The sequence below is a fragment of the Paenibacillus arenilitoris genome (assembly GCF_014705655.1).
GTDB classification, from domain to species: Bacteria; Bacillota; Bacilli; order Paenibacillales; family Paenibacillaceae; genus Pristimantibacillus; species Pristimantibacillus arenilitoris.
On record NZ_JACXIY010000018.1, the window covers coordinates 81,436 to 106,728 of the forward strand.

At 56.7% G+C, this 25,293-nt stretch carries 25 protein-coding genes and 1 riboswitch; of the genes, 5 read left to right on the forward strand and 20 right to left on the reverse strand.

Annotated features, from left to right (window positions below):
* Positions 1 to 255: 255 nt before the first annotated feature.
* Positions 256 to 492 carry a DUF2626 domain-containing protein gene (locus IDH41_RS16260; RefSeq protein WP_190862822.1) on the forward strand — a complete coding sequence of 79 codons (237 nt, stop codon included), beginning with the start codon at positions 256 to 258 and terminating at the stop codon, positions 490 to 492.
* Positions 493 to 579: 87 nt separating this feature from the next.
* Here IDH41_RS16260 and IDH41_RS16265 read toward each other — a convergent pair whose 3' ends face one another.
* Positions 580 to 1,758, reverse strand: a complete 1,179-nt coding sequence (locus tag IDH41_RS16265) for a class I SAM-dependent methyltransferase (RefSeq protein ID WP_190862823.1) — start codon at positions 1,756 to 1,758, stop codon at positions 580 to 582.
* An 80-nt stretch (positions 1,759 to 1,838) separates the two neighbouring features.
* Between IDH41_RS16265 and IDH41_RS16270 the strand changes: the two genes are divergently transcribed.
* Complete coding sequence (locus IDH41_RS16270; protein WP_223829783.1) at positions 1,839 to 2,936, forward strand: coiled-coil domain-containing protein; 1,098 nt, start codon at positions 1,839 to 1,841, stop codon at positions 2,934 to 2,936.
* 51 nt (positions 2,937 to 2,987) lie between these two features.
* On the opposite strand, the gene IDH41_RS16275 is transcribed toward IDH41_RS16270, so the two are convergent.
* A complete protein-coding gene (locus IDH41_RS16275; RefSeq protein ID WP_190862825.1) occupies positions 2,988 to 4,277 on the reverse strand; it encodes an ABC transporter substrate-binding protein in 1,290 nt (429 codons plus the stop codon).
* Positions 4,278 to 4,412: 135 nt separating this feature from the next.
* Positions 4,413 to 5,744: a PhoH family protein gene (locus tag IDH41_RS16280; RefSeq protein WP_190862827.1), complete on the reverse strand. Its 1,332-nt coding sequence runs from the start codon at positions 5,742 to 5,744 to the stop codon at positions 4,413 to 4,415.
* Between the two features lie 118 nt (positions 5,745 to 5,862).
* Here IDH41_RS16280 and IDH41_RS16285 point away from each other — a divergent pair, with 118 nt between their 5' ends.
* A complete protein-coding gene (locus IDH41_RS16285) occupies positions 5,863 to 6,402 on the forward strand; it encodes a YhcN/YlaJ family sporulation lipoprotein (protein WP_190862829.1) in 540 nt (179 codons plus the stop codon).
* A 255-nt stretch (positions 6,403 to 6,657) separates the two neighbouring features.
* Here the strand turns inward: IDH41_RS16285 and IDH41_RS16290 are convergent, their stop codons facing one another.
* From IDH41_RS16290 to IDH41_RS16315, 6 genes are all read right to left on the reverse strand, one after another.
* Positions 6,658 to 7,698: an LCP family protein gene (locus IDH41_RS16290; RefSeq protein ID WP_190862831.1), complete on the reverse strand. Its 1,041-nt coding sequence runs from the start codon at positions 7,696 to 7,698 to the stop codon at positions 6,658 to 6,660.
* 17 nt (positions 7,699 to 7,715) lie between these two features.
* Positions 7,716 to 7,988 (reverse strand): hypothetical protein, encoded by a 273-nt coding sequence (locus IDH41_RS16295; RefSeq protein WP_190862833.1) that lies wholly within the window; start codon positions 7,986 to 7,988, stop codon positions 7,716 to 7,718.
* Positions 7,985 to 8,299 carry a YlaH-like family protein gene (locus tag IDH41_RS16300; RefSeq protein ID WP_190862835.1) on the reverse strand — a complete coding sequence of 105 codons (315 nt, stop codon included), beginning with the start codon at positions 8,297 to 8,299 and terminating at the stop codon, positions 7,985 to 7,987. The genes IDH41_RS16295 and IDH41_RS16300 overlap by 4 nt, the downstream gene beginning before the upstream one ends.
* A 79-nt stretch (positions 8,300 to 8,378) precedes the next feature.
* Positions 8,379 to 10,220 (reverse strand): translational GTPase TypA, encoded by a 1,842-nt coding sequence (gene typA, locus IDH41_RS16305; RefSeq protein ID WP_190862837.1) that lies wholly within the window; start codon positions 10,218 to 10,220, stop codon positions 8,379 to 8,381.
* Between the two features lie 41 nt (positions 10,221 to 10,261).
* Positions 10,262 to 10,744: a hypothetical protein gene (locus tag IDH41_RS16310; RefSeq protein WP_190862839.1), complete on the reverse strand. Its 483-nt coding sequence runs from the start codon at positions 10,742 to 10,744 to the stop codon at positions 10,262 to 10,264.
* A gap of 171 nt (positions 10,745 to 10,915) precedes the next feature.
* Positions 10,916 to 11,578 (reverse strand): TerC family protein, encoded by a 663-nt coding sequence (locus tag IDH41_RS16315; RefSeq protein ID WP_190862841.1) that lies wholly within the window; start codon positions 11,576 to 11,578, stop codon positions 10,916 to 10,918.
* A 139-nt stretch (positions 11,579 to 11,717) separates the two neighbouring features.
* On the opposite strand from IDH41_RS16315, the gene IDH41_RS16320 reads away from it, so the two are divergent.
* Positions 11,718 to 12,416, forward strand: coding sequence for a TerC family protein (locus tag IDH41_RS16320; protein ID WP_190862842.1), 699 nt, complete (start codon positions 11,718 to 11,720; stop codon positions 12,414 to 12,416).
* A gap of 36 nt (positions 12,417 to 12,452) precedes the next feature.
* Here the strand turns inward: IDH41_RS16320 and thiI are convergent, their stop codons facing one another.
* From thiI to IDH41_RS16370, 10 genes are all read right to left on the reverse strand, one after another.
* On the reverse strand, positions 12,453 to 13,673 hold the full coding sequence (gene thiI, locus IDH41_RS16325) for a tRNA uracil 4-sulfurtransferase ThiI (RefSeq protein ID WP_190862844.1): 1,221 nt from the start codon (positions 13,671 to 13,673) through the stop codon (positions 12,453 to 12,455).
* 2 nt (positions 13,674 to 13,675) lie between these two features.
* Positions 13,676 to 14,824: a cysteine desulfurase family protein gene (locus IDH41_RS16330; RefSeq protein WP_190862846.1), complete on the reverse strand. Its 1,149-nt coding sequence runs from the start codon at positions 14,822 to 14,824 to the stop codon at positions 13,676 to 13,678.
* Between the two features lie 94 nt (positions 14,825 to 14,918).
* Positions 14,919 to 15,590 carry a lytic transglycosylase domain-containing protein gene (locus tag IDH41_RS31805; protein WP_190862848.1) on the reverse strand — a complete coding sequence of 224 codons (672 nt, stop codon included), beginning with the start codon at positions 15,588 to 15,590 and terminating at the stop codon, positions 14,919 to 14,921.
* A gap of 56 nt (positions 15,591 to 15,646) precedes the next feature.
* Entirely contained in the window at positions 15,647 to 16,507 is an 861-nt protein-coding gene (locus tag IDH41_RS16340; RefSeq protein ID WP_190862850.1) for an HAD family hydrolase, read from the reverse strand.
* A 52-nt stretch (positions 16,508 to 16,559) separates the two neighbouring features.
* Positions 16,560 to 17,162: a nitroreductase family protein gene (locus IDH41_RS16345; RefSeq protein ID WP_190862852.1), complete on the reverse strand. Its 603-nt coding sequence runs from the start codon at positions 17,160 to 17,162 to the stop codon at positions 16,560 to 16,562.
* Positions 17,163 to 17,260: 98 nt separating this feature from the next.
* Positions 17,261 to 17,950, reverse strand: coding sequence for a YwaF family protein (locus IDH41_RS16350; RefSeq protein WP_190862854.1), 690 nt, complete (start codon positions 17,948 to 17,950; stop codon positions 17,261 to 17,263).
* A gap of 80 nt (positions 17,951 to 18,030) precedes the next feature.
* Positions 18,031 to 18,717, reverse strand: coding sequence for a response regulator transcription factor (locus IDH41_RS16355; RefSeq protein WP_317890759.1), 687 nt, complete (start codon positions 18,715 to 18,717; stop codon positions 18,031 to 18,033).
* 7 nt (positions 18,718 to 18,724) lie between these two features.
* Positions 18,725 to 20,143: a sensor histidine kinase gene (locus tag IDH41_RS16360; protein ID WP_190862856.1), complete on the reverse strand. Its 1,419-nt coding sequence runs from the start codon at positions 20,141 to 20,143 to the stop codon at positions 18,725 to 18,727.
* 194 nt (positions 20,144 to 20,337) lie between these two features.
* Positions 20,338 to 22,092, reverse strand: a complete 1,755-nt coding sequence (locus IDH41_RS16365; RefSeq protein WP_190862858.1) for a methyl-accepting chemotaxis protein — start codon at positions 22,090 to 22,092, stop codon at positions 20,338 to 20,340.
* Between the two features lie 86 nt (positions 22,093 to 22,178).
* Positions 22,179 to 22,263, reverse strand: a riboswitch (cyclic di-GMP riboswitch).
* A 78-nt stretch (positions 22,264 to 22,341) separates the two neighbouring features.
* A complete protein-coding gene (locus IDH41_RS16370) occupies positions 22,342 to 23,112 on the reverse strand; it encodes a DUF1836 domain-containing protein (RefSeq protein WP_190862860.1) in 771 nt (256 codons plus the stop codon).
* A gap of 242 nt (positions 23,113 to 23,354) precedes the next feature.
* Between IDH41_RS16370 and IDH41_RS16375 the strand changes: the two genes are divergently transcribed.
* On the forward strand, positions 23,355 to 24,674 hold the full coding sequence (locus IDH41_RS16375) for a hemolysin family protein (protein ID WP_190862862.1): 1,320 nt from the start codon (positions 23,355 to 23,357) through the stop codon (positions 24,672 to 24,674).
* A gap of 43 nt (positions 24,675 to 24,717) precedes the next feature.
* On the opposite strand, the gene IDH41_RS16380 is transcribed toward IDH41_RS16375, so the two are convergent.
* Positions 24,718 to 25,251 (reverse strand): pyridoxamine 5'-phosphate oxidase family protein, encoded by a 534-nt coding sequence (locus IDH41_RS16380; RefSeq protein ID WP_190862864.1) that lies wholly within the window; start codon positions 25,249 to 25,251, stop codon positions 24,718 to 24,720.
* Between the last annotated feature and the right edge of the window lie 42 nt (positions 25,252 to 25,293).

Consider the following 25,293-nt stretch of genomic DNA (forward strand, 5'->3'; position numbering starts at 1 on the left):
AAAACCTCCTAACGTAAAGGCGCTTACTTTATCTCTATGCCCTTGGTAGAGTTCATAGAATCTATTGGATACTAATTTGTATAACCATTTTTTCGCGCGCTCATACATGTCAAGTCTTATTCCGGAGCAAACTATGGACAGGAACGGCAATGGACAAAAAGTTTGCGAATTCGTCACCGTTGCCGGTTTACACAATTTTCTTCAACCGTTATAATGATCATTAGAAAACGGGTCGAGCGAAAGGGGGATATTATCATGGCACGCATGTATCGGGTACTCGGGTTTTGGACCCTGGTAATCGGACTAATGGCTTTCGCAGGCCACATGACCGAGTTTGCGCTATTGTTCTTCGCGCAGGCCGTCGCTTTCGTATTTCTGGGCTACTTGAATTTCTCCGAGAGAACTTACATAGTGATGTTCTGGGGATATATGGCTATTTCATTCGTGGGCTTCACGTATTGGTCGGTCTTCAAGCTGGACTTGCCTTTCTAAAGGCTCATTCGTTCAAGTGCAAGCATGCGGGAATAAAGAACCGGCGTCAGCTCCTAGGAGCTGACGCCGGTTTTTTATTCCCGCGCCTCAGCGCGTCCCGTTCGCCTTGTCCAGCACCATCACCTTAAACGACTCGCTCATCCGGTCGCTGAGCAGCAGCTGCCTGACGGCCCGGTTCATGCGTGCCGCCTCCCCGAACGGATCGGCGCCGCTATGTTCCGCAAGAAGATCGAGAACGCCGTTGTCCGTCAAAAATTGCTTCTGGCTCGAGTAGCCGGCCAGCCGCCAGCCGCTCCGCTCCGCTTCCTTGCGAACGAAAGTGAACGGCACGTGCGAAGTCATATCCTGTTCGCCGATTCGCTCGTACGGGCTGTCGCTCGCCTGATGCCGCCAATAGCACATCAGCGTGCCGAGCATGCGATGCTCCGCCGCGTATTCGTCCGCCTCATGGCCGTAATCGATGAGGATCAAGCGGCCTTCGGTCATCGCGCCGCCGAGACGATTCAGAAACGACGCCGCATCGGCATGAACTTCCGTCCGCTGGCCTTCGCGCAGCCGGATGCCGTCCCGCGCCAGCCATCCGCCGATTCGCGGATCGGAAACCGGCATGCACGCCTCGCGAAATCCTTCCGCCGCGTCTCCCGTTACCCCAAGCTCGACCAATTCGTCTTGCAGGATTTGCACGCGATGAACCGGGAAAGCATCCAGCAGTTCGTTGGCGAGGATGACCGCCGGTTCCCGAAGCCAATCCGCGCCCCATGCCTCCTCGGAAGAGGCGACCACGGGTTCGTCGATTCGCTGGTACCCATCCGACCGAAGCACCCGGAAGCTCTCCTTGGCCGCATGCGTATGGGCCGGATGATCCTCGACGATTACGGATCGGTAACGGCTGCCCCAGTCCTTGTCCAGCAGGCTGCCCGCTGCGGCGATTTGTGCCGACAGCCTGCCGGTGCCCGCTCCCCACTCGATAAGCGGCAGCGGCCCCGCCTCTGCCCCTCGCCCGAATCGGATCAAATAGCGGGCAAGCACTTCCGCCAGAACCCGTCCGATGCCGGAGCTGGTGTAGAAATCGCCCTCCTTGCCGATCCGGACGCCGCCCTTCCGGTAATACCCGTACGCCGGGTGATACAAACATTGCTGCATATAGTCCCGAAATGTAATGCAGCGGACCGGCTGACCGGCAGCCTCGCCGCCGGCAAGCCAGCCGACTGCCGGCGCTGCCGCGATTATGCGGGCGATCGACGCCGCAAGCGGATTTTCTTTCATCGCTCGTTCATCCTTTTCCAAATGTAAGATATAATAGATTTGATTGCCGCATAAACTAACTGCTGAGGAGGGGGATGCCGTTGTCCGAAACTGCAAAACGCAACCGCATCGTCCGCAAAGCCGCCGCCCTGCTGCTTGCCGTATTCGTCGCGCTTCAGACGCCTGCGTCGGCTGCGCCCGATCCGGCGGATGACGAGTTGCATGATTTGCTTGAAAAAAGCTTGTCCGTCGTCGAAATCGACAAGGAAATCGAACGCATCCGGAAGCAGCAGGAGCAGTTGACGCAAGAAATGGCCGATGCCGAACGGCAGTTAGAGCAACAGGAAGAGCGGATAGCGGACAAGCGGGATGAGGCCGGGAGCGTCCTGCGCGCTTATTATATGGGAGAACGCGATTTTTTGTTGGCCGCACTCATCTCTTTCGATTCTTTATCCGATTTGTTGCAGATGATCGATTACGCGGAATTTTTGTTTTCGCACGACAAGTTTACCTTGGATTCTTACATGGAGCAATATCGAAAAGTGAAGGAAGGCCACGAACGACTTGAAACGAGGAAGTTGGAGCTTGCTGCCGTCGAAAGCGGGCTGAAGCTTCAACGGGAACGGGTGCTCGACCTGGAAAGGCAGCTGGACGAGCAGCTGGCCGGAAGATCCGACGCCGACAAGCTGCGGCTTCTGATGGAGGAGCTGACCTCCTTCTGGGAATCGGCAGGCATAGACGAAGTGAAGCAATATTTCCAGGCGCTGTCGAAGGCTATGCAGAAGCTGCCGGAATGGGTGCAAAGCAATAAGCAGCTGCTGGAGATTAACGGCTTCCAATACACGATTACGGTGCCGGAGAAGGAAATCAACGCGTTCCTGCGGGAGCAGAACGACATTTTCAACAACTTTTCGTTCGAATTTTCGAACGGCGCCGTCGTCGCGCGCGGGCAGAGTGACAATATGGAAATCCGGATCTCCGGCCACTATACGATCGAGAACGATCCCAAGAACGCGATTTTGTTCCATGTCGACGAGCTGCTCTTCAACGGTTTCCGGCTCCCGGATACGACCCGGCAGGCGCTCGAGCGGGAATTCGATTTGGGCTTCTACCCCGATTTGATCGTATCGTTCCTGAAGGCGACGAGCGTCGAGATGAAGGACGACAACCTGATCATCCAATTGAGCCTCAAGCTTTGAATACGACCGACAGAGACCGCCCGCGTCTGCCGGCCGGCGGTCTCTTTCCCCTTATGCCCCACCCTGCAGCGCTTGAACGAAAGCTTCCAGCTGCAAGCCGCTCTCGGAATACTGCCTCCACATCCCTTCGCGGCGCTGCCAATTCTCCGGCCATTGCGGATCGGCGGCCGGGATGTGGCCGGCCGGCTGGTTTGCGTTAAGCGCCGACTTCCACCAAGCGGGCGGTATGCGCGATTGCCCGGACCGCTCATCGTCGTTTGCCGCATACAAGGAAGCCCGCGCGGGAAGCTGGCCGAATAAATCGTAATTGCGCTGCTGATTATAAATTTCCGTCATTTCGGACACCCATAGCATCGACTCTTCTTCCGCCTTGCAATACGAAGAGACGACATAGCTCCGACCGTTCAGCCAAGGGAACAAGATACGCTCTCTGTCGAAGATAAGCCCGTCTCGAACGGATGCGCTCAGCTTCTCGAACGCCGTCCACGGCAGCACCGCCGTCAGCAGCTTGCGGCCGGCCAAGGCTTCGCTGATTTCGGCGATCGAGTCCGTCCCTATGCGGCTGATGCGGGCATTCATCGTGTCCAGCCAGCGAAGCTGGCTCACCAGCGCGTCGCTCGGTTCCTGCAAATTGATCAAATCGGAAGGATCCGCTTGCAAGGCGGCGAGCCAAACCAGCTGCTGGCGCAAGTCGCCCGCGCTCCAATTCAGGATGCTCGCGTCCGCGTGCCTCTCGATAACCTTGGCCGCGGCGGTCTGGTAAGCCGGCCAATCGGCGGGCGGAGTCTTAAGTCCCGCTTCGTCGAGCAGCAAGCGGTTCCATACGACTACGTACGGATCCACGTCCATCGGCACGCCCCATAAGTACCCGTTCCACTTCAGCGGATCGAGCAGCCCTGCCATTTGATCCGTAAGCGTGTCTCCCGTCATTGCGTTGTCCGCGGATTGCAAATATCCCCTCACCGCGAACGCCCTGACCCAGCCGTTGTCCATCAGCATCACGTCCGCGGCTTCTCCCCTCCTGCTGTCCTCCGTCCATGCGCCGTAAGCCTTGTTCGCGTCCGGCTCGTTCGCGAGCGTCACTTGGATATAAGGATATTTAAGCATAAAATTATCGGATAACTCCTTCAGCTCGCGATATTGATCCGCGGGCAAGGAAACGTTTACACGAATCTCCGTCCGCTCTTCGATGACCGCTTCGCCTGTCGCGGGCTGATCCGCGGATTTGCCGTCCGGGCTGCCGGTGCTTGCCGGATCCGCATTTCTCGATAGTTGGAGAAGCAGCAGTGCCGACAACAGGATGACGCCGATAAGGAGCGGCGCGTATTTTCGGGGAGACACGGCATTCTTCCTTTCATCCTAAAGACCTACTACACACAGGATAGCAATAAATGTGCGCCTTGTCCAAACGAACTTACGACAGCCATAAAAAAAATCTCCCTTCGCATATAAGGGAGACAAGTAGCTTGCTTGCGATTACAACAAATCCGCGGCAAGCTGCGCCAGTTTGGAGCGTTCGCCTTTCTCCAGCGTCATATGGCCGCTTAGGCTTTCGTTCTTGAACCTTTCCACGATATGCGTCAATCCGTTGCTTATGGAGTCAAGGTAAGGATGATCGATTTGCTCCGGATCGCCCATCAGGACGATTTTGCTGCCCTCGCCTACACGGGAGACGATCGTCTTCACCTCGTGCTTCGTCAAGTTCTGGGCTTCGTCGATAATGATGAATTGACCGGGAATCGACCTTCCGCGAATATACGTGAGCGCCTCGACCTGAATGCTGCCCATGCCCATCAATATTTTATCGATGTCGCCCGCCTTCTTCGTATCGAACAAATATTCCAGGTTGTCGTAGATCGGCTGCATCCACGGCCGCAGCTTCTCCTCCTTCTCGCCGGGCAAATACCCGATGTCCTTGCCCATCGGCACGACCGGTCTTGCGATAAGCAGCTTCTTATATTTATGCTCATCCTCCGTCTTCAGCAGGCCGGCCGCAAGCGCGAGCAGCGTCTTGCCGGTTCCGGCTTTGCCCGTTAACGTGACGAGCGGAATTTCGTCGTTGAGAAGCAGCTCCAGCGCCATTCGCTGCTGCGCGTTCCGAGCCGTAATTCCCCATACCGGGTCGTTGCTGAGGAAGAGCGGCTCCAGCCGCACGCCGTCCTGGCTCACCTTCAGAAGCGCGGATTTGGACGTCCCCATCTCATCCCGCAAAATGACAAACTCATTCGGATTCAGCTTGACCTTGAGCTGCAAGTTGTTGATCGTCAAAAACCGGTACGTGTAAAATTCGTCGATGACGGACGGATGAACGAACAGCGTCAAATAACCCGCATAAAAATCCGAGGAGACGACGACTCGATCCGACAAATAATCCTGCGCCTGCAGCCCGAGGACGTCGGCCTTGATCCGGACGAGCACGTCCTTGCTCACCAGCACGATGCTCTGTTTCTCCGATTCGTTCTCCTGCTCGAGATGGTAATTGAGCGCTACGGCCAATATCCGGTTATCGTTGGACATCTCGCCGAACATTTCCTGCACGCGCATGAAGCTGCGGTGGTTTAGCTCTACTTTCAGCACGCCTCCGCCCGGAAGCTCGATCCCCTCGTGCAGCCGTCCTTCTTCTCTCATCTTATCGAGGAGACGGGAGACGGAACGGGCGTTGCGGCCCAATTCGTCTGCAAGCCTCTTCTTCGAATCGATCTCTTCCAACACGACCGCGGGAATTATGACCTCATTATCATCGAATGCAAAAATCGCTTGCGGATCATGAAGCAGCACGTTCGTATCGAGCACGAATATTTTTTTCATGAGAACCCTCCCGGCGTTGGATAATCATTAGAAAGCATACATAGCCTTGCTCTGCTGCGGGTACACTATGGCGGACAAGCGACGATTTTCAATGACAAAAGAGGTGGCAGACATGCACATGAATAAATGGCTTGCTTCAGCGATCATCGTGATCCTGGCGACGACCGGCTGCACCGTCGCAAGGAACGAAACATCACCCTCTCCCCAAAATAATGACCGCGTAGAAGCTCAGCAGACCGAGCCGCGGAGACAGGAAATCAATAATTCGGAGCAGGTGGCGACGCATTTGGAGCAGCTTGCCAAAGGCATTGAAGGCGTTCAGGACGCGCATTGCGTCGTCATCGGCAATACGGCCGTCGTCGGCATCGACGTCGACGCGAAGATGGAACGCTCCAGAGTAGGGACGATCAAGTATTCCGTTGCCGAAGCGTTCCGCAAGGATCCTTACGGAATCGACGCGCTCGTGACGGCCGACATGGATTTGGCCCAGCGGCTGAACGAAATCGGCGCGGACATAAGGCGCGGCCGGCCCGTAGCGGGCTTTGCCGAGGAGATGGCCGACATTATGGGCCGCCTCGTGCCGCAGCTGCCGCGGGAAATTATGCCGGTGGAGCCCGAGAAGCGGCAAGACGCTCCCAAGCTGAACAAACAAATGTGATTCGGCCTCGCATGCATGAAGAAATGGTAAACGCCATCCGAAGACGCAAAGAGCCTAGTGAGTAATCACCAGGCTCTTCGTCAAGCAGCGGAACCTTGTACCAATGTCCCGTACTCTGCCGATTCGTATGTTATTCCCCTTATGGATGGCTGCCGCGTTTACGGATTCGGTCATGCAACATGACCTCCTTCTGAACAGAATTCATTACGACTTCTGTAGCATCATTATATCCATAATATTAGCGTTAGTCCATGGTTATTCAGCCATTTTTGCTTGAAGAGCGGCTTTCGCCTCTTCGAGCTTAGTATCGTCCAGGTAGACGTACGGGCTTCTCCAGCTGCCTTCGAGCGCGATGAAGTTAATGTCGCTTTTGCCCATGCCGAAGTACTTCGCCATCATGCTTCGGATCTCGTCGGACGGCATATCCATCGTCAGGTTGTTGCCGACCGCTTCGATGACGCCGCCCAGCTTGGACACGCCGCTTAACGACTTCATCTTGTCGGTCAGCGCCCCGATCACTTCGCTTTGCCGCCTGTTGCGGTCGAAGTCGCTCGACATGTTGCTTCCGTCGTTCGACTTGCGGTAGCGGACGAAGTCGAGCGCCTGATCGCCGTCGAGCACCTGCAGGCCCTTCTCCAGATCGATGTTCGTGCCGTCGGCCGAATCCTTGTACTTCATCCGCATATCGACGTTCACTTCCACGCCGCCAAGCGCGTCCACGACGTCGGAGAAGCCTTGGAAGTTGATGACGCCCGCGTACTTCACGTCGATGCCGAACAGCTTGCTCATGACCGTCCGCACTTCCTGCTTCGCATCGGCGTATGCCGCTTCCTTCTTCAAGCCGTCATTGAGCGCCATGCTGTAGAAATCCGCGTAGAAGCTGTTCGCCTTCCTCTCCCGGTAGCCCTCGACATCGATTAACGAGTCTCTCGGGATGGATACGACCGTCGCCGATTTCGTATTCGGATTGAACGCCGCCACCATCATGACGTCCGTGTTCAATCCTCCCCCGTGCGAGCGGGAATCGAGGCCCATCAGGACGAGTGCGACTGACTTTGCCTTCACCGATTCCTCCGGCGGGATGACGACTTCGGGATTTTCCACCCCGATCTGTCCGACGGCATCGTCCACCTTCAGCACCAAATAAGCCAGAAAACCCGCCGTTATGAGCAGTATGCCGAAGACCGTTATAAAAAAGATCTTGAAAAACGACCGTTTTTTGCGCGGCTTCTGCTTGCCCGGCTTCGGCGCTTTGCGTGCGCCCGATCTAGGAGGTAAGGATGATCCTTGACTCATAAGTTCCACCTTCAAGCTCAGTTGTATTTGGGGTTCGATTCGATGTCCGCGAGGAGCTGCTCTGCCTCTTCCCGGGGGTAGAGCTGCAGCTTCAGGCGTCCATCCTTCTCGAACTTCACATGGATCATCGTCGCATCCGTCTTCGCGATGGCAAAATCCGTCAGCCCGTGATCCTCCCTCAAAATCTGTTCGAAAAAATCGGCCGTATCGATCGCGGCCCGGTCATCCGGCCGGGCATCCGCCACGAGGCGGATCTGCAGCCAGTTGAACATAGCGTCCTCCAGCTTCATTTGCCGGGCTCCGCTTTGCCTTGGGCCGATGCGTCGCCTGCTTTGTTCCCCTTCCATTTGTCGTACAGCTGGCGTCCGCGGAGCATAAGCATCATGATGACCGCCACGCCCATGCACTGGATGATCGGCAGCTTGTCGACCTGCAGGATCATCAAGATGAACGAGCCGAACGCGATCAGGACGTACACGAGAATTTCCTTGAGCAGCGGCAGCTTCTGCTGGGGACGAAATACTTTGTTGAATATGTAAATCGTAAAACCCAAAATAAGCAAATAGGAGACAAGCTTGTGATCGCTTAGCCATGCTTGCATAGAACGTACCTCCTTTTGAAAATAGAACGTAAGGCTTTGCCCCTTGCGCAAAACCTTACGTTCGAATCAATCCGTTAATTTACACGCCTGCTTGAGCGGTTTTGCGGTGCTTCTCGGCACGCTCGCGCTCGCTCTTGTTCAAAATCTTCTTGCGAAGGCGAATCGACTTCGGCGTAATTTCGCAATATTCGTCGTCGTTCAAATATTCAAGCGCTTGCTCGAGGGAGAACAGGCGCGGCGTCTTCAGCTTAACCGTATCGTCCTTGCCGGCCGAACGCACGTTGGAGAGCTGCTTCTCTTTGCAAATGTTGACGATGATGTCGTTGTCGCGCGTATGCTCCCCGACGATCATGCCTTCGTAAATCTCGGTGCCCGGCTCCAGGAACTGAATGCCGCGGTCCTCGACGCCCAGCATGCCGTAGAACGTCGACGTGCCGGTCTCGCTTGCGACGAGAACGCCTTGGTGGCGGCCGCCGACGCCCGCGCCGGCAAGCGGCCCGTAGCTGTCGAACGCATTGTTCATAATGCCGTACCCGCGCGTAAGCGTAAGGAACTGCGTACGGTAGCCGATCAAGCCTCGCGCCGGAATGACGAACTCAAGGCGGACTTGGCCGTTGCCGTTGTTGATCATGTTCACCATCTCCGCCTTGCGCGTGCCGAGGCTCTCCATGACCGCGCCCATGCTCTCTTCCGGCACGTCGATCAAGAGGCGCTCGTACGGCTCCATCTTCTGGCCGTCGATTTCCTTGATGATGACTTCAGGCTTCGATACTTGCAGCTCGTAGCCTTCGCGGCGCATGTTCTCGATCAGGATGCCGAGGTGAAGCTCGCCGCGGCCCGATACGATGAAGGCATCCGGGCTGTCCGTCTCTTCGACGCGAAGCGCCACGTCCGTCTCCAACTCCTTGTACAACCGCTCGCGGAGCTTGCGCGACGTTACCCACTTGCCTTCGCGGCCCGCGAACGGGCTGTTGTTCACGAGGAACGTCATTTGCAGCGTAGGCTCGTCGATCTTAAGCACGGGCAGCGCTTCGGGCTTCTGCGGATCGGCGATCGTCTCGCCGATGTTGATCTCGCGGATGCCCGCGATCGCGACGATGTCGCCCGCTCCCGCTTCCGGAACCTCGATGCGCTTAAGACCCTGGAAGCCGAACAGCTTCTCGATTCTCGCCTGCTTCGTCTGGCCTTCGCGGTTAATGACCGCGACCGATTGGCCTTGGCGGATGAGGCCGCGGTTAACCCGTCCGATCGCGATCCGCCCCAAATATTCGTTGTAATCGAGCAGAGTCACAAGAAATTGAAGCGGCTGCTCGGTATCCTCCGTAGGGGACGGAATATGCTGCACGATCGTTTCGTACATCGCTTCCATGTTCTCGTCCTGCTTGTCGGGATCGAGGCTGGAAGTACCCATGAGGGCGGAAGCGTACACGACCGGGAATTCGAGCTGGTCGTCGTCGGCGCCGAGCTCGATGAACAGGTCAAGCACCTCGTCGACGACTTCGGAAGGCCTCGCGTTCGGACGGTCGATCTTGTTCACGACGACGATCGGCGTCAGCTTCGATTCGAGCGCCTTGCGCAGGACGAACTTCGTTTGCGGCATGCAGCCTTCGAAAGCGTCGACGACGAGAAGCACGCCGTCGACCATCTTCATGATTCTCTCCACCTCGCCGCCGAAGTCGGCGTGTCCGGGCGTATCTACGATGTTAATTAAATAGTCCTTATAATTAATGGCTGTGTTCTTCGCCAAAATCGTAATGCCGCGCTCGCGCTCCAGATCGTTGGAATCCATTGCGCGCTCCTGCACCGCTTCATGCTCGCGAAACGTTCCGGATTGTTGAAGCAGCTTGTCGACCAATGTCGTTTTGCCGTGGTCGACGTGGGCGATGATCGCGATATTACGAATGTTCTCTCTTGCTTGCATGACTCTTAATCCACTCCAATTGTTTTTTTATTTATGCTTGATTACCAACGTTTGCGCTTGCCCAGCATCATCCAGGCGCCTGCCGCGATGAGCGCGATGGCAATCGCGTAAATTCCCCAGCTCCACAATAAGGGAAGAACGATAAAGACGGCGGATGCGGCGGCGAGGGCGATCGATGCCGTAAACACGACGCGGTTTCGGGACGAACCGAACAAATAATATTCGTAAAGGCCGGCTGCGACGCCGAATACGAAGAGCGGCCACAAATATCTCAATTTATCCCATCCGAACAGGTTGCAGAAGATAAACAGCAAGGCGTAGACGATCAACGCCCCGCCGGGCACGAGTACGACTGCCGGAACCAGCCTGCCGAAATAAAGCACGTGCAGCAGCAATCCCGGAATCAGAACGAGCAGCGGCCAGAAGATCGCCCCCAAGAAGCTGAATACCCCCAACTTGCCAAGCAAAATAACGACCCCGGCTAACAGCAAAATGATTCCAGCGGAATATTTGTTATTAGGCATGTGCGCTTCCGCTCCTTACAACGCCGATCGCGAATTTCCGCGAAAGACGACAGTTTTTATCTATACTAGTTTAATGGAACTGAAACGAAAATACCAGTGCGAAGCCTCTCTTTGCGCAAAAAAAACCGTTCCGCCATCGTTTGCGGGGAACGGTCGGCCTTCCGATCCGCCTCAAGCCGGCTTTCTTTTTAATACCGCCAGCGCGATGACAAGCGGCACGCACAGCAGCGGAACCGCCTCGGCGAGCGTCTTCGAGCCGTGGAACAGCAGCTTGTCCAGGCCCGGGTCGTGCATCAGCATCTCCCCGGCCGCGTAAGCGAGAAGCGCGGCGCCGATATAAGACAGCGCGGGAAACCGGTTCAGCAGGCTGCCGAGCAGCTGGCTTCCCCATATGATCATGGGGATGCTGATCGCGATTCCGAGCAGAATGAGAATCAGATCTCCTTCCGCGACGGCGGCGATCGCCAGCACGTTGTCGAGGCTCATCACGAAGTCGGCGACGACGATCGTCCAGACCGCCTGTCCGATCGTGCCCGCTTTTTTGACCGACTGCCTTTCCGAGTGACCGCCCCTTGCGTCCGCCAGCAGCTTGAGCGCGATATAAAATAACAGCAGCGCTCCAGCCGCCTGGAGAAACGGGATTTTCAGCAGCGTAACCGCGGCAACCGTAAGCAGGCACCTCAGCGCGACCGCGGCGAGCGCCCCCCAGCGGACCGCCCTCTTGCGCTGCTCCGGCGGAAGGTGGCTGCTCGCCATCGCGATGACGATCGCGTTGTCTCCGCTAAGCAATACATTAATCAATACGATTTGGATAAAAATTAGCAAGCTGTCCAAGGTGCATCCCCCCTCCTATCAGCAATATGAACAAGCTTTGGCGATTATGTCCAAAAAAAATGTGAATCCATCTTTTCGCGGGCTCGTATTTATTGTAGACTTCAAAGAGTGCTTGTTTTAGAGAGGAGGGAAACAACGAATGGAATTATTCTCGCCTGAGTTTTTCACCGCTCTGTTGACTATCGTTTTCATCGACCTTATATTGGCTGGAGACAACGCCATTGTCATAGGGCTGGCAGCTCGCAACTTGCCTAAGGAACAGCAGAAGAAAGCGGTCATCTGGGGTACGGCGGGCGCAGTAGCCATCAGGATCATCGCGACGCTTCTCGTCGTTCAGCTGCTTAACGTGCCGTGGCTGAACCTGGTCGGGGGCCTTCTCCTCGTCTGGATCGCCTACAAGCTGCTCGTACAGGACGATGCGCACGACAACGTGAAGGCCGGCAATACGCTCTGGCAATCGGTACGCACGATCATTATCGCGGACGCGGCAATGGGTATCGACAACGTCATTGCGGTCGCGGGCGCCGCGCACGGCGATACGCTGCTCGTTATTTTGGGCCTTATCATCAGCGTGCCGGTCGTCGTATGGGGAAGCACCTTGTTCATCAAGCTGATCAACCGCTTCGAATGGATCGTGTACGTCGGCTCCGGGGTACTTGCCTACACGGCGGCGAAGATGATCACGCACGAGAAATCGTTCAAGGAGTTTTTCGAAAGCAGCCCGGCGATTTATTGGGCTTTCATCGCGATCGTCATCGTTCTCACCATTGCGGCCGGCTACTTTACGAACGTCCGGAATAAGCAAGCGGCGCAACAAAAAAGCAGCGAATCCCACTAAGGGATTCCTGCTTTTTTTGTCGTGCGCGGGCAACGATCAGAACCAGCTGTCTTCGCCCGCGGCTTGCGCGGCGGTCGCGGTGTCCGGCGACAGCATGACCGCTTCCGTCCCGTCGGCCGCCGCGGCCAGCAGCGCCTCGTAATCGGGAATAAGCGATTCCACCTTCTCCACGATCTTTAAATTCGGATTGGTCGTCGGCGACTTCGGCAGGAACAGCGTGCAGCAATCCTCGTACGGCAAGATGGACGTGTCGTAGGTCCCGATCCGCATCGCGATATCGATGATTTCCTGCTTGTCCATCATGATTAACGGCTTAAGCAGCGGCAGTTCGGCCGACCTGCCGATGACGTTCATGCTTGGCAGCGTCTGGCTGGCGACTTGGCCGAGGCTCTCTCCGGTTACGATGCCGCCAGCGCCGCTCCGGGCCGCCAGCTCTTCGGTAATGCGAAGCATCGCCCTGCGCATGAGCGTAATGATCAGGTTGTCGTTATTCGACTGTGCCAGCCTCGTCTGAATGTCCGTGAACGGCACGAGATGAAGCTTGATCGGCTCTCCGCTGAAATAGGAGAGCCGTTTGGCAAGCTCGACGACCTTCTCCTTCGCCTGCTCGCTCGTGAACGGATAGCTGTGGAAATGGACCGCCTCCAGCTCCAGCCCTTTGCGCAGCGCCATCCAGCCCGCTACCGGGCTGTCGATGCCGCCCGAGAGCAGCAGGAGCGCTTTGCCGTTCGAGCCGTACGGAAACCCTCCCGCCGCCGGAATGACTTCATGGAACAGATACACCGCTTCCTCCTGAATATCGACCCGCAGCTCGACTTCGGGATTCCTCACGTCGACCTTCAGCCCCGGCAACCCGCGCAGCACGTGGCCCCCGACCAAATGATTCATTTCCTGCGATGTATGCGGATACCCTTTCCAAGCACGCTTCGCGCTGACCTTGAAGGTAGCCGGCTGCACGGGGATCGCTCGCATGAGCTCGAGCGCGGCCGCCTGGATTTTCGCCAGATCGGCCTCCGAGCTGATGACGGGGCTGAGCGAAGTGATGCCGAACAGATCCTTCAGCCGGTCTGCGACCGGTTCGTATGGCTGCCCGTTCAGCTTCACGTATAACCGTCCGTATGCTTTAAAATAGGAAATCCCGTCAAACCCGGCAAGCGCGCGCCTCACCTGATCGATCATACGCTTCTCGAACCGGTTCCGGTTCCGCCCCTTCATCGTTAAATCGCCGTAGCGCAGCACAATTTGTTCATATTGCAACGTTAGGTCAATCTCCTCTCAAGCGGCTTCAATTGCTCGACGATGCTTCGGAGCGCCTCGCCGAGCCTGTCGACGTCCCTTTCACGGTGCTCGTCTCCGAAGCTGATGCGAATGCCGCCGGCGGCATTCTCCAGGCTTGCCCCTAGCGCAAGCAGCACGCGGCTCGGCTTGGCGTCCTTCGACGAGCAGGCCGATTTCGTCGATGCCATTATACCATGCTGCTCCAGCATGTGGACGATGACCTCCGGCTTCATTCCGGGATAGGAGAAATGAACGATATGATCCGCCGACGGCTCGCCGCCGTTCACCCTCAGCTCCGGAATGACGCCAAGCAGCCGAAGCAGCCTCGCCTTTAACCCGGCCATGCGCCGCCCGCGCTCCTCCATCGTTTCCGTTGACATCCGCAGCGCTTTGGCGGCAGCGACGATGCCCGGCACGTTCGGCGTGCCCGGCCGGTAGCCGGATTCCTGCGCCCCGCCGGCAAGCAGCGGCTGAAGCGTCACGCCGTCGCGCACGTACAACAGCCCGACGCCTTTGGGTCCTCTAAGCTTATGCGCCGAAGCGGACAGCAGATCGATGCCCCATTCCTCGATCCGGACGGGCAGCTTGCCGACGCTTTGAACGGCGTCGACATGGAACAATACCTTCGGATGGCGCTTCAAAAGACTGCCGATCCGCTCGATCGGCTGCACGGTGCCAATCTCGTTATTGACGTGCATGACGCTGACGAGCACGGTATCGCCGGTCAGCGCTTCCTCCACCTGCTCAGGACGAACGTGGCCCGACTCGGAGGCCGGCAAATACGTGACCCGGAACCCTTCCCTCTCCAGCCGGCCGAACGTCTCGAATACGGACGGATGCTCGATCATCGTCGTGATCAAATGCTTGCCCCTGCCCGCGTATTGCCGCGCGGCGCCCTGGATCGCCAAATTATTCGACTCCGTTCCGCCGCCGGTGAACAGCCACGTCCCGCCGCGGGTCTGCAGCTGGCTCGCGACAAGCGCGCGCGACCGCTCGATCAGCTTGTCCGCGTCCGTGCCGGCGGCATGCAGCGAAGAAGGGTTCGCATAATGCGCGCGCATCACTTCCGCCATCGTCTGCACCGCTTCCTCGTAGGGCGGCGTCGAGGCGCAATGGTCAAAATATAACATAGCCCTTCAGCTCTCCTTCCCAAAAAAGAAAAAGACCAGCGATCAATTTCGCGTGTGGCGGAAGGCCGGATCGTGATCTAATCGGCAAGCCCCCTTACCTGGCTTGCAATACCTTGGCGACGTAACGCTGCGTCTCCTCGGGCAGCGCTTCGTGATTGGCGATCAGCTGCTCGTTCGTCTTGATGCCTGCACGGTCGACGCGGCCAGGGCCGGCATTATAGGCGGCCAGGGCAACCTGTACGTTGCCGTCATATTTCCGAAGCAGCATGGCCAAATATTTCGTCCCGCCGTCAATGTTCTGCTCCGGGTCGAAGGAATCCGTGACGCCAAGCCCTCTCGCCGTACCGTCCATGAGCTGCATCAAGCCCTTCGCCCCGGCACCGGATACCGCGTCGGCACGGAAGCCGGACTCCGTGCGGATGACCGCTTGGATGAGCGAAGCGTCCACGTTGTACTTCGACGACGCCTGCATGATCAATTCGTCGTATTCGCTCGTAACGGGCGATGGATGATTGCCGCCGTCCAGGATATTCGGCATGCCGCTTAGCGAAGACAGTTGGGCGAGCGCCTCGGCGGGCATGACCGGCGCAGCCGCTTCGCCGCCAAGCGCGCTATCGGACATATATTGGGACAATAAAGTATCGAATAAGGAGGCGGAACTTTGTCCTACAGATGCGCGCAGCGGGCTGGCCGCGGACTTGAAGTCGACGCCGGGAGTCAGCTGCAGCTGAAGCAGCGACTTGATGATTCTCGGATCAATGCTCATAATTTCCTCCATGACGGTCTTTGTTACTTCTTTATCGGCTATTATTGTACATGATTTTAGACCGGTCGGCCAGTTTCCTTGGCGATGAGCTTCGATAGCAGCGCGGAAAGCTGTTCGACGTCTCCGCATTCGAAGCGGCGCACGCCGGAATCGTCCGTTTCCGGAAGCTGCTTTCTCCCGTTCAGCCAGATCGGCGTCCAGCCCGCACGGAAGGAAGGGACGATATCGTTATGCCAGGCGTCTCCGACATAAGCGAGCTGCTCCGGCCGAAGCCCCGACAGCCGCTGCGCGTATCGGAACGTTTCCGGGTCGGGCTTGGCCACCCCGATGCCGTCCGAAATATGGATGAATCGATCCATGATCCATCTATCAAGACCGAGCGCCATGATTTTGTTTCCTTGATGATCCACCGGACCGTTCGTGATGAGTCCGATCCGAACGCCGCATGCCCGAAGCTGTTCGAGAAGCCCGCTAACTCCCGGACGCAGCGCGAGACGCAATTGCTCCCGCTCGTAATGCCCCTGCAGCCTAGCGGCTGCCTCAGCCGTTATCTTGACGCCTAAATCGGCGAACGCGGCCGTCGTCCGCTCGATCCGCAGCTCCTTAAGCGTCAACTCGCCGTTCTTATGCAAGCTCCACAACCGGTCGCTGTGGCGTCTTAGGCGCGTATAAAGCGCCTCGATCCGCACGTCCCGAATATCCTCTTCCCGGAAGCCTGCTTGCCGCACCGCCGTCCGGAACGGCAGCAGCTGATCGTACAGCGTATCGTCCAAATCGAAATAAACGGCTTCGATCAACGCCGTCCCCCCTTCCCCCGGGCTCGTTATCCCGTCTCCGAATCGCCTTTCCTTATTATAGGCGGAGCGCTGCCCGTTTGCCAGCGTTTGCGTAAGCGGCCGATGCGCCCGGCCATGCAAAAAGCGGACTCCGCCGGAGCATCGGCGAAATCCGCTCATCCATATTCATCGGTTATTTGAATACTTTAATCCGCTCGTCAAGCGGCTTAAATTCCTTCTCGCCCGGCTGCGCGGTCGGCTTGCCGAACGGCATTTGCGCGATCAGCTGCCACGAGTCCGGAATCGACCAAGCCGATTTCACTTCTTCGTCGATCAATGGATTGTAGTGCTGCAGCGAGGCGCCGAGCCCTTCGTTCACGAGCGCCGTCCAGATGACGAATTGGTGCATGCCCGACGTTTGATTCGACCAAATCGGGAAGTTTTGCGCGTACGACGGGAAGCTTTCCATCAAGCCGTCGACGACGGTTTTGTCCTCGAAGAACAGGACCGTGCCGTAGCCGCTTTTGAAGGATGCCATTCTTTGCGCCGTCGATTCGAATTGGTCTGCCGGAACGATCTTGCGAAGCGTTTCCGTCGCAATATCCCACAGCTTGTCGTGGTTTTCGCCGAATAGGACGACGACCCGCGAGCTCTGCGAGTTGAAGGCCGAAGGCGTATATTTCACCGCGTCCTCTACGATTTGAACGACTTTCTCGTCGGGGATGACGGATTCCTTGCTAATGCCGTAATAAGTACGTCTGTTCTTGACTGCTTCCAGAAACGCTTGCGATGTCATAGTTTCTCCAGCCTCTCCTTTAGTTCAATTCTAACTTTATGTTAGTTACTTTAATATATCTAGGTGCCGTTGTCAAGCAGCACGGATACATTATGCCCTTATTTGCCGTAAGTATGACTTGCCAATCTTACCGCTCCCCAAAGCAGCATGCACATCGCGAAAGCGACGAGCTCCAGCTGAAGCAGGTACCAAGGCCAAGGTGCCAGCAAATCGAGCAGCGAGGCCGTATCGGGCTTGCGGGCCAGGAACATGAAGTTCGTCGTCCCCGTCAGGGCATTCGCGATTGCCGCCGGAACCGCCAGCGCGTGAAGCCCGAGCAGCGCGCCGATCACGGACCGGATGGTCGGCCGGTAACGCTCGACCGCCAGCAGGAAGACGGCTGCCCCGATAATCGCGATATGCGCGGCGAAGAAGTGGAAATACCGGAAATGCGGAAACCCTTCGTTAAGGCTGGGCGTCAGCAGCGCCTGCAGCGCGCCCAAAGTTCCGAGAAAAAACACGAGTCCGTACAGCCGCTTCCGGTTCGCAAGCATGACGACCGCCGACAAAAGCACCATCAGGCTGCACAGCTGGAACGGAAGCGACTCGACGCCCCAGCTGCCGGCCAGTACGTACGAGAGCTGGAGCGACGCTTCGCTGGCGAGCAGCACAACGGCAAGCGAGGCCCGGGCAATCCGGTTCGGCTTGGGCCGGCGCAAATATTTCCTGCATGCGATGATGATCGCAAAGAAGATACCGGCAGCGCCAAGCGCCGAATAATGCGCAGCCGAGAACGGTTCGAAATCCATCGCCAATTCCCCCTCGAATAACCATTAAGCGTCTTTACCCTTATCATGCGAAATAAGGGCATAAAAAAATAGTACCAACTTCACTTGGTACTATCGTTGTCGTTGCCGCGCTGAAATAAGCCCATTTCCTTCACTTTGTCTGCCGCTTCGCGAGAACCCGGGAGGTTCAGCTTTTTTAAAATATGGTTTACGTGGTTCTTGACCGTGCGCAGCGATACGACAAGCTTGTCGGCGATTTGCGGCTGCGTGTACCCTTGATCGATCAGGTCCAGCAGCTGCAGCTCCGATGGCGTAATCAGGTCGCCAACCTTCTTTGCCTCAAACTCGCGCTCCAGCTGCTTCAGCCTGCGGAACTCCTCCCGCATCCGATCCGCTACCGCAGCGTTGATCGGCGACCGGCTGGCGTAGGCGGACCTGATCGCCGACGGCAAGCTTTCGAAATCGGATTTGATCTGGTAATCGATCGCTCCCGCTTGAAACGACCGGAAGATCAGCTCCTTCTCCTCCATCGACGTCAGCATGACGATGCGCGCTCCCGTCATCGCCGCCGCTTCCTCGGCGAGCAGCACGCCGTCAGGCTTGCCGTCCAGCATAATATCCATCAGGACTACGTCGGCCCGAGCGGGTCCCGCATCGCCCGATCCCGCGAGCGCCTCCCTGACCGCATCGGTCCGGTTAGCGGTCCATACAACTTCGATATCCGTTTCCTTATTTAAATAAGCAACCAAACCGCGGAGCCAGTCCGGATCGTCCTCTACGATCCACACCCGTATTTTATCCAGAATGCTCCCCTCCTTCCATAGCTTCCTGCCGAGTCTCCTCCGCGTTTGCTTTCGACGCCTGAACGCTCCTCTTCGGGAACGTCATGTAGACCGCCGTCCCGGCGCCGGGCTTGCTGCGGAGCTGCAGCATTCCTTTGTGCTTGCGCATGACATGGTACGCATAAGGCAGCCCAAGTCCGAAATTCGCGCCGCTGCCTCCCTTGGACGTATAAAACGGCTCAAGCGCCTTCGCCGCCTCGCGCCTGTCCATGCCCGGTCCCGTATCCCGGACCTCGATAATGAGCTCCCGCTTCGTCTCGGTCAGGAACACGGACAACTCGCCGCTTCCCCGCATCGCTTCAAGCGCGTTCGCCACCAGATTGCCGAGCGCTTCCCCCACCTGCGCGGGATCGATCCGGACCTCCCAGCCCCGGGCCAGCCCGCGCGTCAATCTTACGTGGCCGAGCGCCGGCTCGTAAGGCTTCAGCGTCCGGTCGATCAATCGGGAGAGGTCGACGGCTTGCGTCTGCAGCACCAGATCCTCCGTCCGCCTATGAACCCGCTGCAGCATTTCCTGCATATGTCGCGAAGCCTGCAGAACCGTCTCCACGTCGGCCAGCAGTTCCTTCTGTCCGGTTTCGATGGCGTAGGCTTTCATTTTCTCCGAGAAAAGCCTCATCTTGCCGGCGTCGTTTTTGATCGCGTGGTTGAGGATGGCCGTGCCGGACGTAACGGCCCGCAGCGTGGAATCGAATCGCCGGCGGTCTACGAGCACCCGGACGCCCATGAAGCCGTACGTGAACAGCCCGATGACGAATACCGTAACGCCAAGCCCGACGATCCACGTATTGTACACCCACATCCGCAAATGGCCAAGCGTCGGGAGGATGTAGTTCATGACCATGCTGAACAGCACCGGCGGCAGCACGGCCGAACAGACGATCCAATGGGTGCGCGAGAACGACGCATACAGCTGGCGCTTCAGCAGCACCTGCGCCGCACCGTACAAAATATAAGGCACCGCCCACCAAACGACGATGCGGAACGTGATCGGATACATTTCGTTGTAGGCCGGCGTGAAGATCAGGCAAAAGGCGATCGGAATCAGAAGAACGAACGGCAGCCCTTGCTGCCAACGCTTCGATAACGGCACGGGGCGGTAGGCGATCGCGAACAGGACGAACGAATACGGCACGCCGTAGTATGAAAAAACAGATGACGCCGCCTGCAGCCGGTAAAGCAGCTGCCTCCCCACTTCGTTCAAGCCCGCTTCCGCCGCTGCGGGCATCACGTACAGATCGATGACGGCGGCCAGCGCCCCCGCTCCGCCGCTGAACGCGACCATTCCGAGCCACCGGTTGACCGCGGCCTGCCGGTCCGACAGCCAGACGATGGCGGCCACGGCCCATAATGCGATTAGAACAAACAGCATGACGCTTCTCCTTCGCTACGCTATATAGAAATTCAAACATTTAATCGGCTATTTTACAAGTATGCGGCTCCTCTGAACGGAGAACATTTTCCGTTACGATTTCCCGGCCCAGGCGCGAACCCCTTCCTGCCGCGCAAAAAAAAGCCGTCCGGCATCATACCGGACGGCTTCGCTTCATTCGTTACGGACCACGCTTACACTTTAAATACGGATGCGCGCTCCTTCAGCTCCAGCGACGAACGGTTAAGCTGTTCCGCCAAGACGCGCAGCTCGTCCGAAATGCCGTTCTGCTTGACGGTCAGCTCGCTCATGTGCTCCATCTTGCCGTTTACGTCCGAGGACGTCTGAAGCAGCTTGTCCACGGCGGATACGATATGCGTCATGCCCGTCGTAATTTCGCCGATCGCCGTCGAAATTTCGCTTACCTGATCCGACAGCACGCTGCTCTGCGATTCGAGCGTGTCGAACGTTGCGCTTGCCGTCTCCGAAGCCTGCCTGGTGGAGTGGATCACGTGCGAGAAGCTGCCGATCGTCCGGCTGCTCGCTTCCACGTCGCCCTGGATAAGCGCGAGCTCCTGCGTAATTTGTTTGGAGATCGAATCCGTCTGACCGGACAGCTTGCGGATCTCCTCCGCGACGACGGCGAACCCCCTGCCGTGCTCGCCCGCTCTCGCCGATTCGATCGACGCGTTCAGGGAGAGCAAATTCGTCTGCGTGTTCAAGTCTTGAATGCCGGTCAAAAACTTCGAAACGTTGCCGTACCGGTCCGTCATCGTTTGGAATACTTCCGTCAGCTTCTCGAATTGCTTGGACGTCTCGTTAACCATTTGCACGACGCCGGCCATATGCTCCGAGCCGTTCTGGGAGGAATGCTTCATTTTTTGCATATCGCCGTTAATATACTCGCTGGAAGCCGCTATCTGCTGCGAGCTTGCCGATATTTGCTCCGTGACGGCGGAGATCGACGAGGCGTCGTCGTACTGCGACAGAAGAACCTGCTTGCCGAGATCGACTTGCCCTCTCACGTCCTCGGACGCTTTGCGGTTGCTGCCGATCATCTCGTTCATGTTTTTCGACACGGTCAGAACGGACTGGCTGACGGCCAGCGTGGATTGGATCGTATCGCGCAGGTTGCCGCCCATGCCGGCGAGCTCCCGGTCGATCTGGCCGAATTCGTCCGAACGCTCCAGCTTCTCGTTATACGTAAAATCGTTGTCGCCGTATGCCTTGATCCGTCTTGTCAGGCCCGCAAGCCCCGTCTTGATCGACTGCGTAATGCCGAATATCATCAGCGCCGGAAGGACGGCCAGCAAAATAATATTAATGATAACGATAACGTTGGCGCTCGAGACGCTGCCGTTCAGCGAATCCATCGTCAGCTCCGAATCATGGTCAAGCCGGCTCTGGATCGTGTCGTTCGCGAAGCTGAGAATGATCGTGTACGTGCCGATCAGCGTGCTGATGCGCAGCGATTTCTCTTCAGCCTTCAGCCCTTTGATTTCGGTATTCGTCTTCAGCAGATTATCGAGCGCCAGCCGGATGACGTTTACCTGATTCGCGTACAGCGGCTCCTCGTCCACGGCCGGATATTTGCGATCGAGTTCGATCATTTGCTTCTCCAGGTCGTCGATTTCCGGAGGCAGGCCTTTCAGCTCCTCCAATATGGCCGCGGCGTCGCCTTCGCCGTTCTCGATCGCGTCGACCATGCGCAGCATCGCGTTCAAAATTTTGTTCGAAATGTCCTGATAGTCGCTCTCGGCTCTCGTAATGATCTGCGAGTCCTCGACCGCGCGCGCCACCGACTGGTTCTGCACGTAGATAAGCACGCCCGAGCCCAGGTTGAACAGCGTAATAACAGCGGTAACCGCAAGCAATCTCGCCGTAATTTTTTTCGCGTTCGCTTTCTTTGCGATTCCGGCGAATCTCTCCATCCATTGTTTCCGTTTCAAGCTTCTTTCTCTCCTCCGCGTTCTGAAAAAACAAAAAAGCCATCCAGCCCCGGAAGGCTGACAGCTATATGAACCGTTCTATTCCTGCCGGCAGTCTGGCGACCGTTGCGCTAGCGCCTTAGGCCCATGACTTTGCGTCCTTTCCTTTCGGAAAGTTTGCCTTTTTCAGTTAGTCTGTATCTATTTGTTAGCAACATAAACCAGTATAGGGGATATTCGCCTGCTTGTACATCCCTTTAGCACTATTTTTTATTCAGGAGATAGAAACAAAGTCGCATTGCAATATCGCCTCGCCAGCGAATGGAAATAGGACGTTTGGATCGATATGACCGCGACGAGCAAAATGTTCCGGACCGCTTCCCGCTGATTGAGCGTCAAATTCGGCAGCTTGGCCGCGAACTGGTCGGCAGCAGCCCGTATAACCTGCTCCGTCGGACCGTCCTGATGCGGATGTTCCTTCATGGGCCCTGAAATATCGAGCAGCTGGTCGTTATTCGCGTCGAGCTCCTCGAACATGCCCGTATAGGCGGCGTACAGCTCGATCGGTCCGACTAGGTCGTCCGTGTCGTCCTCCGGCTGCTTGAACACGATTTCGAACAGCCTGCGGATCGATTCGAAATCAAGATTCGACTTCAGGTCGTCGATGATGAAGAGCAGCGCCGCCTGATTGAGCGAATATTTTTTGCCGACCTTCGGGGATTCGAAATACGGCTTGAAATCCCGCTTCACCCAGTTTTGCATGGAGGTGATCGTCAGGTTCGAATATTCGATGAGCTGGCCGAGCGTCGCGATCTCGTGGAGGGAGAAGCCCTTCAGATCGCTTCGCTTGATCAGCTTCTCGATGATCGGCGGCAGCAGCGTGGACAGAAACGCGGGAAGCACCGCGCCCTGCTCCACATCGTTCTTATGCGATTTGTTCCAGGCGGCTTGCAGCACCTGCAGCGGTTTGGGACCCGGCCTTCCTTCCAGCGACAGCAGCAAGCATGCCATATCTTTTCGTGTGAGCGTAAAGGACTCCATGACCGTTCCTCCTTGCATTTCTTTCGTTCGAGTTCATATGAACTCATCATAAGCCCGAGAATGTTGCTTGTAAAGGCTCGAAAATCGATGAGAATAAGCCGCTCTATTTGCCAAAATCGCTTTTTAAGCGCAAAAAAGGCCGCTAGCGTTGCATACGGCGTTTGTCATAGCGGGCCCGGATTCGATATAGTATCTCATAAGCATATAAAAATTTATAAAAAAAAGGGTAGTGAGAATCGAAAATGGGTATAGGATTCAATTTATTCATGGTTGCTCTTCTAATCGTATTGACTGCTTTTTTCGTCGCTACGGAGTTTGCCATCATCAGACTTCGCTCGAGCCGGATTGATCAGTTGGTGCTTGAAGGCCGGAAGAACGCGCTTGCCGTTCAACGGGTTACGAGCAATCTGGATGCCTACTTGTCGGCCTGCCAATTAGGGATTACGATTACCGCGCTCGGGCTCGGCTGGCTAGGGGAACCTACGGTTGAAAAAATGCTTTTACCCTTGTTTGAACGAATGGAGTTAAACGACGATGTCAGTCATATATTATCCTTTTTGATTGCCTTTATGTCCGTCACGTTTCTTCACGTCGTCGTCGGCGAGCTCGCCCCGAAATCTTGGGCGATCCAGAAGGCGGAATTCATCAGCTTCCTTACGGCAAAACCGATTATTTTTTTCCATAAGCTGATGTATCCTTTCATCTGGCTCTTGAACGGTTCGGCCAACGGCCTCGTGCGCATGTTCGGCTTGAAGCCGGCAACCGAGCACGAGGAAGCGCATTCGGAGGAAGAGATTCAAATTATCCTTAACGAAAGCTACCAAAGCGGCAAGATCAACAACACCGAATACGGCTACGTGAGCCGCATCTTCGCGTTCGACGAGCTGCTTGCCAAGGAAATCATGGTGCCGCGCACCGACATGATCTGCTTATTTACGAACAAATCGCTGCAGGAGAATATGACCATCATCCGCAAGGAACAGTACACCAGATTCCCGGTTGCCCTCGAGAGCAAGGACAACATCGTCGGGATGATCAATACGAAGCAGCTGTTTCTGGAATACGAAAGCAATCGTGACTTGGACTTCAAAAAGCTTGTACATCCCGTACTTAGCGTATCCGAGGTTACGCCGGTCAAAATGCTTCTGAAGCGGATGCAGCAGGAGCGCGTTCATATTGCGATATTGGTTGACGAATACGGCGGAACGTCGGGCCTGATCACGATCGAAGATATATTGGAGGAGATCGTCGGCGAAATCCGCGACGAGTTCGACGCGGACGAACGAAGGGAAATCGAGCAATTGGCGGAGAATTGCTACCTGCTCGACGGGAAAGTTTCGCTCGGGGAGCTGAGCGATCTGACCGGCGTCAACTTCGAGGACGAGGACGTCGACACGGTTGGCGGCTGGCTCTACAGCCAAGTGCCCGATCCGAAGCCGGGCAAGGAGCACGAATTCGAGCAATTTAAATTCATTATCCGCGAAACGAGCAAAAACCGCATTCGCAAGGTCGAGCTGCTCATTCAACAGAACGAGCCCGCGATCGAAGGCGAATCGGCCTAACATAGATCGTAAGGGCTGTCCCCGGGGACGGCCCTTTTTTGTCTTAAGCTTGCCCGCGCCCTTCGTGCATGCGGCCCGGAACCGGCTCGTTCTCCTTCGCCGTTATTTGGCGGGCGACCAGCTTGAACACCGCGGTCGCGCTGTCCATCGAGGAGCGGTATTTGTCCAGATGGGCCTTCGCAAGCGGCTCGCCGTAATAGCCGGGGACGTATTTGTCCAGCATGGCCTGCATGGCCCCCGTCGCTTCGTCGAGATCGGCTACCTCCTCGATGCGGCCGAACGCCATGACGCTCATGTAAGCCGTGTCGGTATGGGCCGGCACCGGATCCGTAATCGTCCCGTACGCCTCGCTAATCGTGAAGCATCCTTCGTTATTGGATCTTATCATATCCAGCTTGCGGCCTTCCCCCGCGCCGTGGAAATAGAACGAATCGCCAACTTTGACGAAATTCAGCGGCACGACGTAAGGCAGTCTTCCGTCCGACAACCCGAGAAAACCCGTCTGGGCGCCGCTTAAAAAAAGCTCGATCTTATCCGTATCCGTACACTCGCGTTTGCTTAACCTTACCGAAAACATGGTTATCCACTTCCTTTTTGCGTTCATCTGTGATAGGGTCAC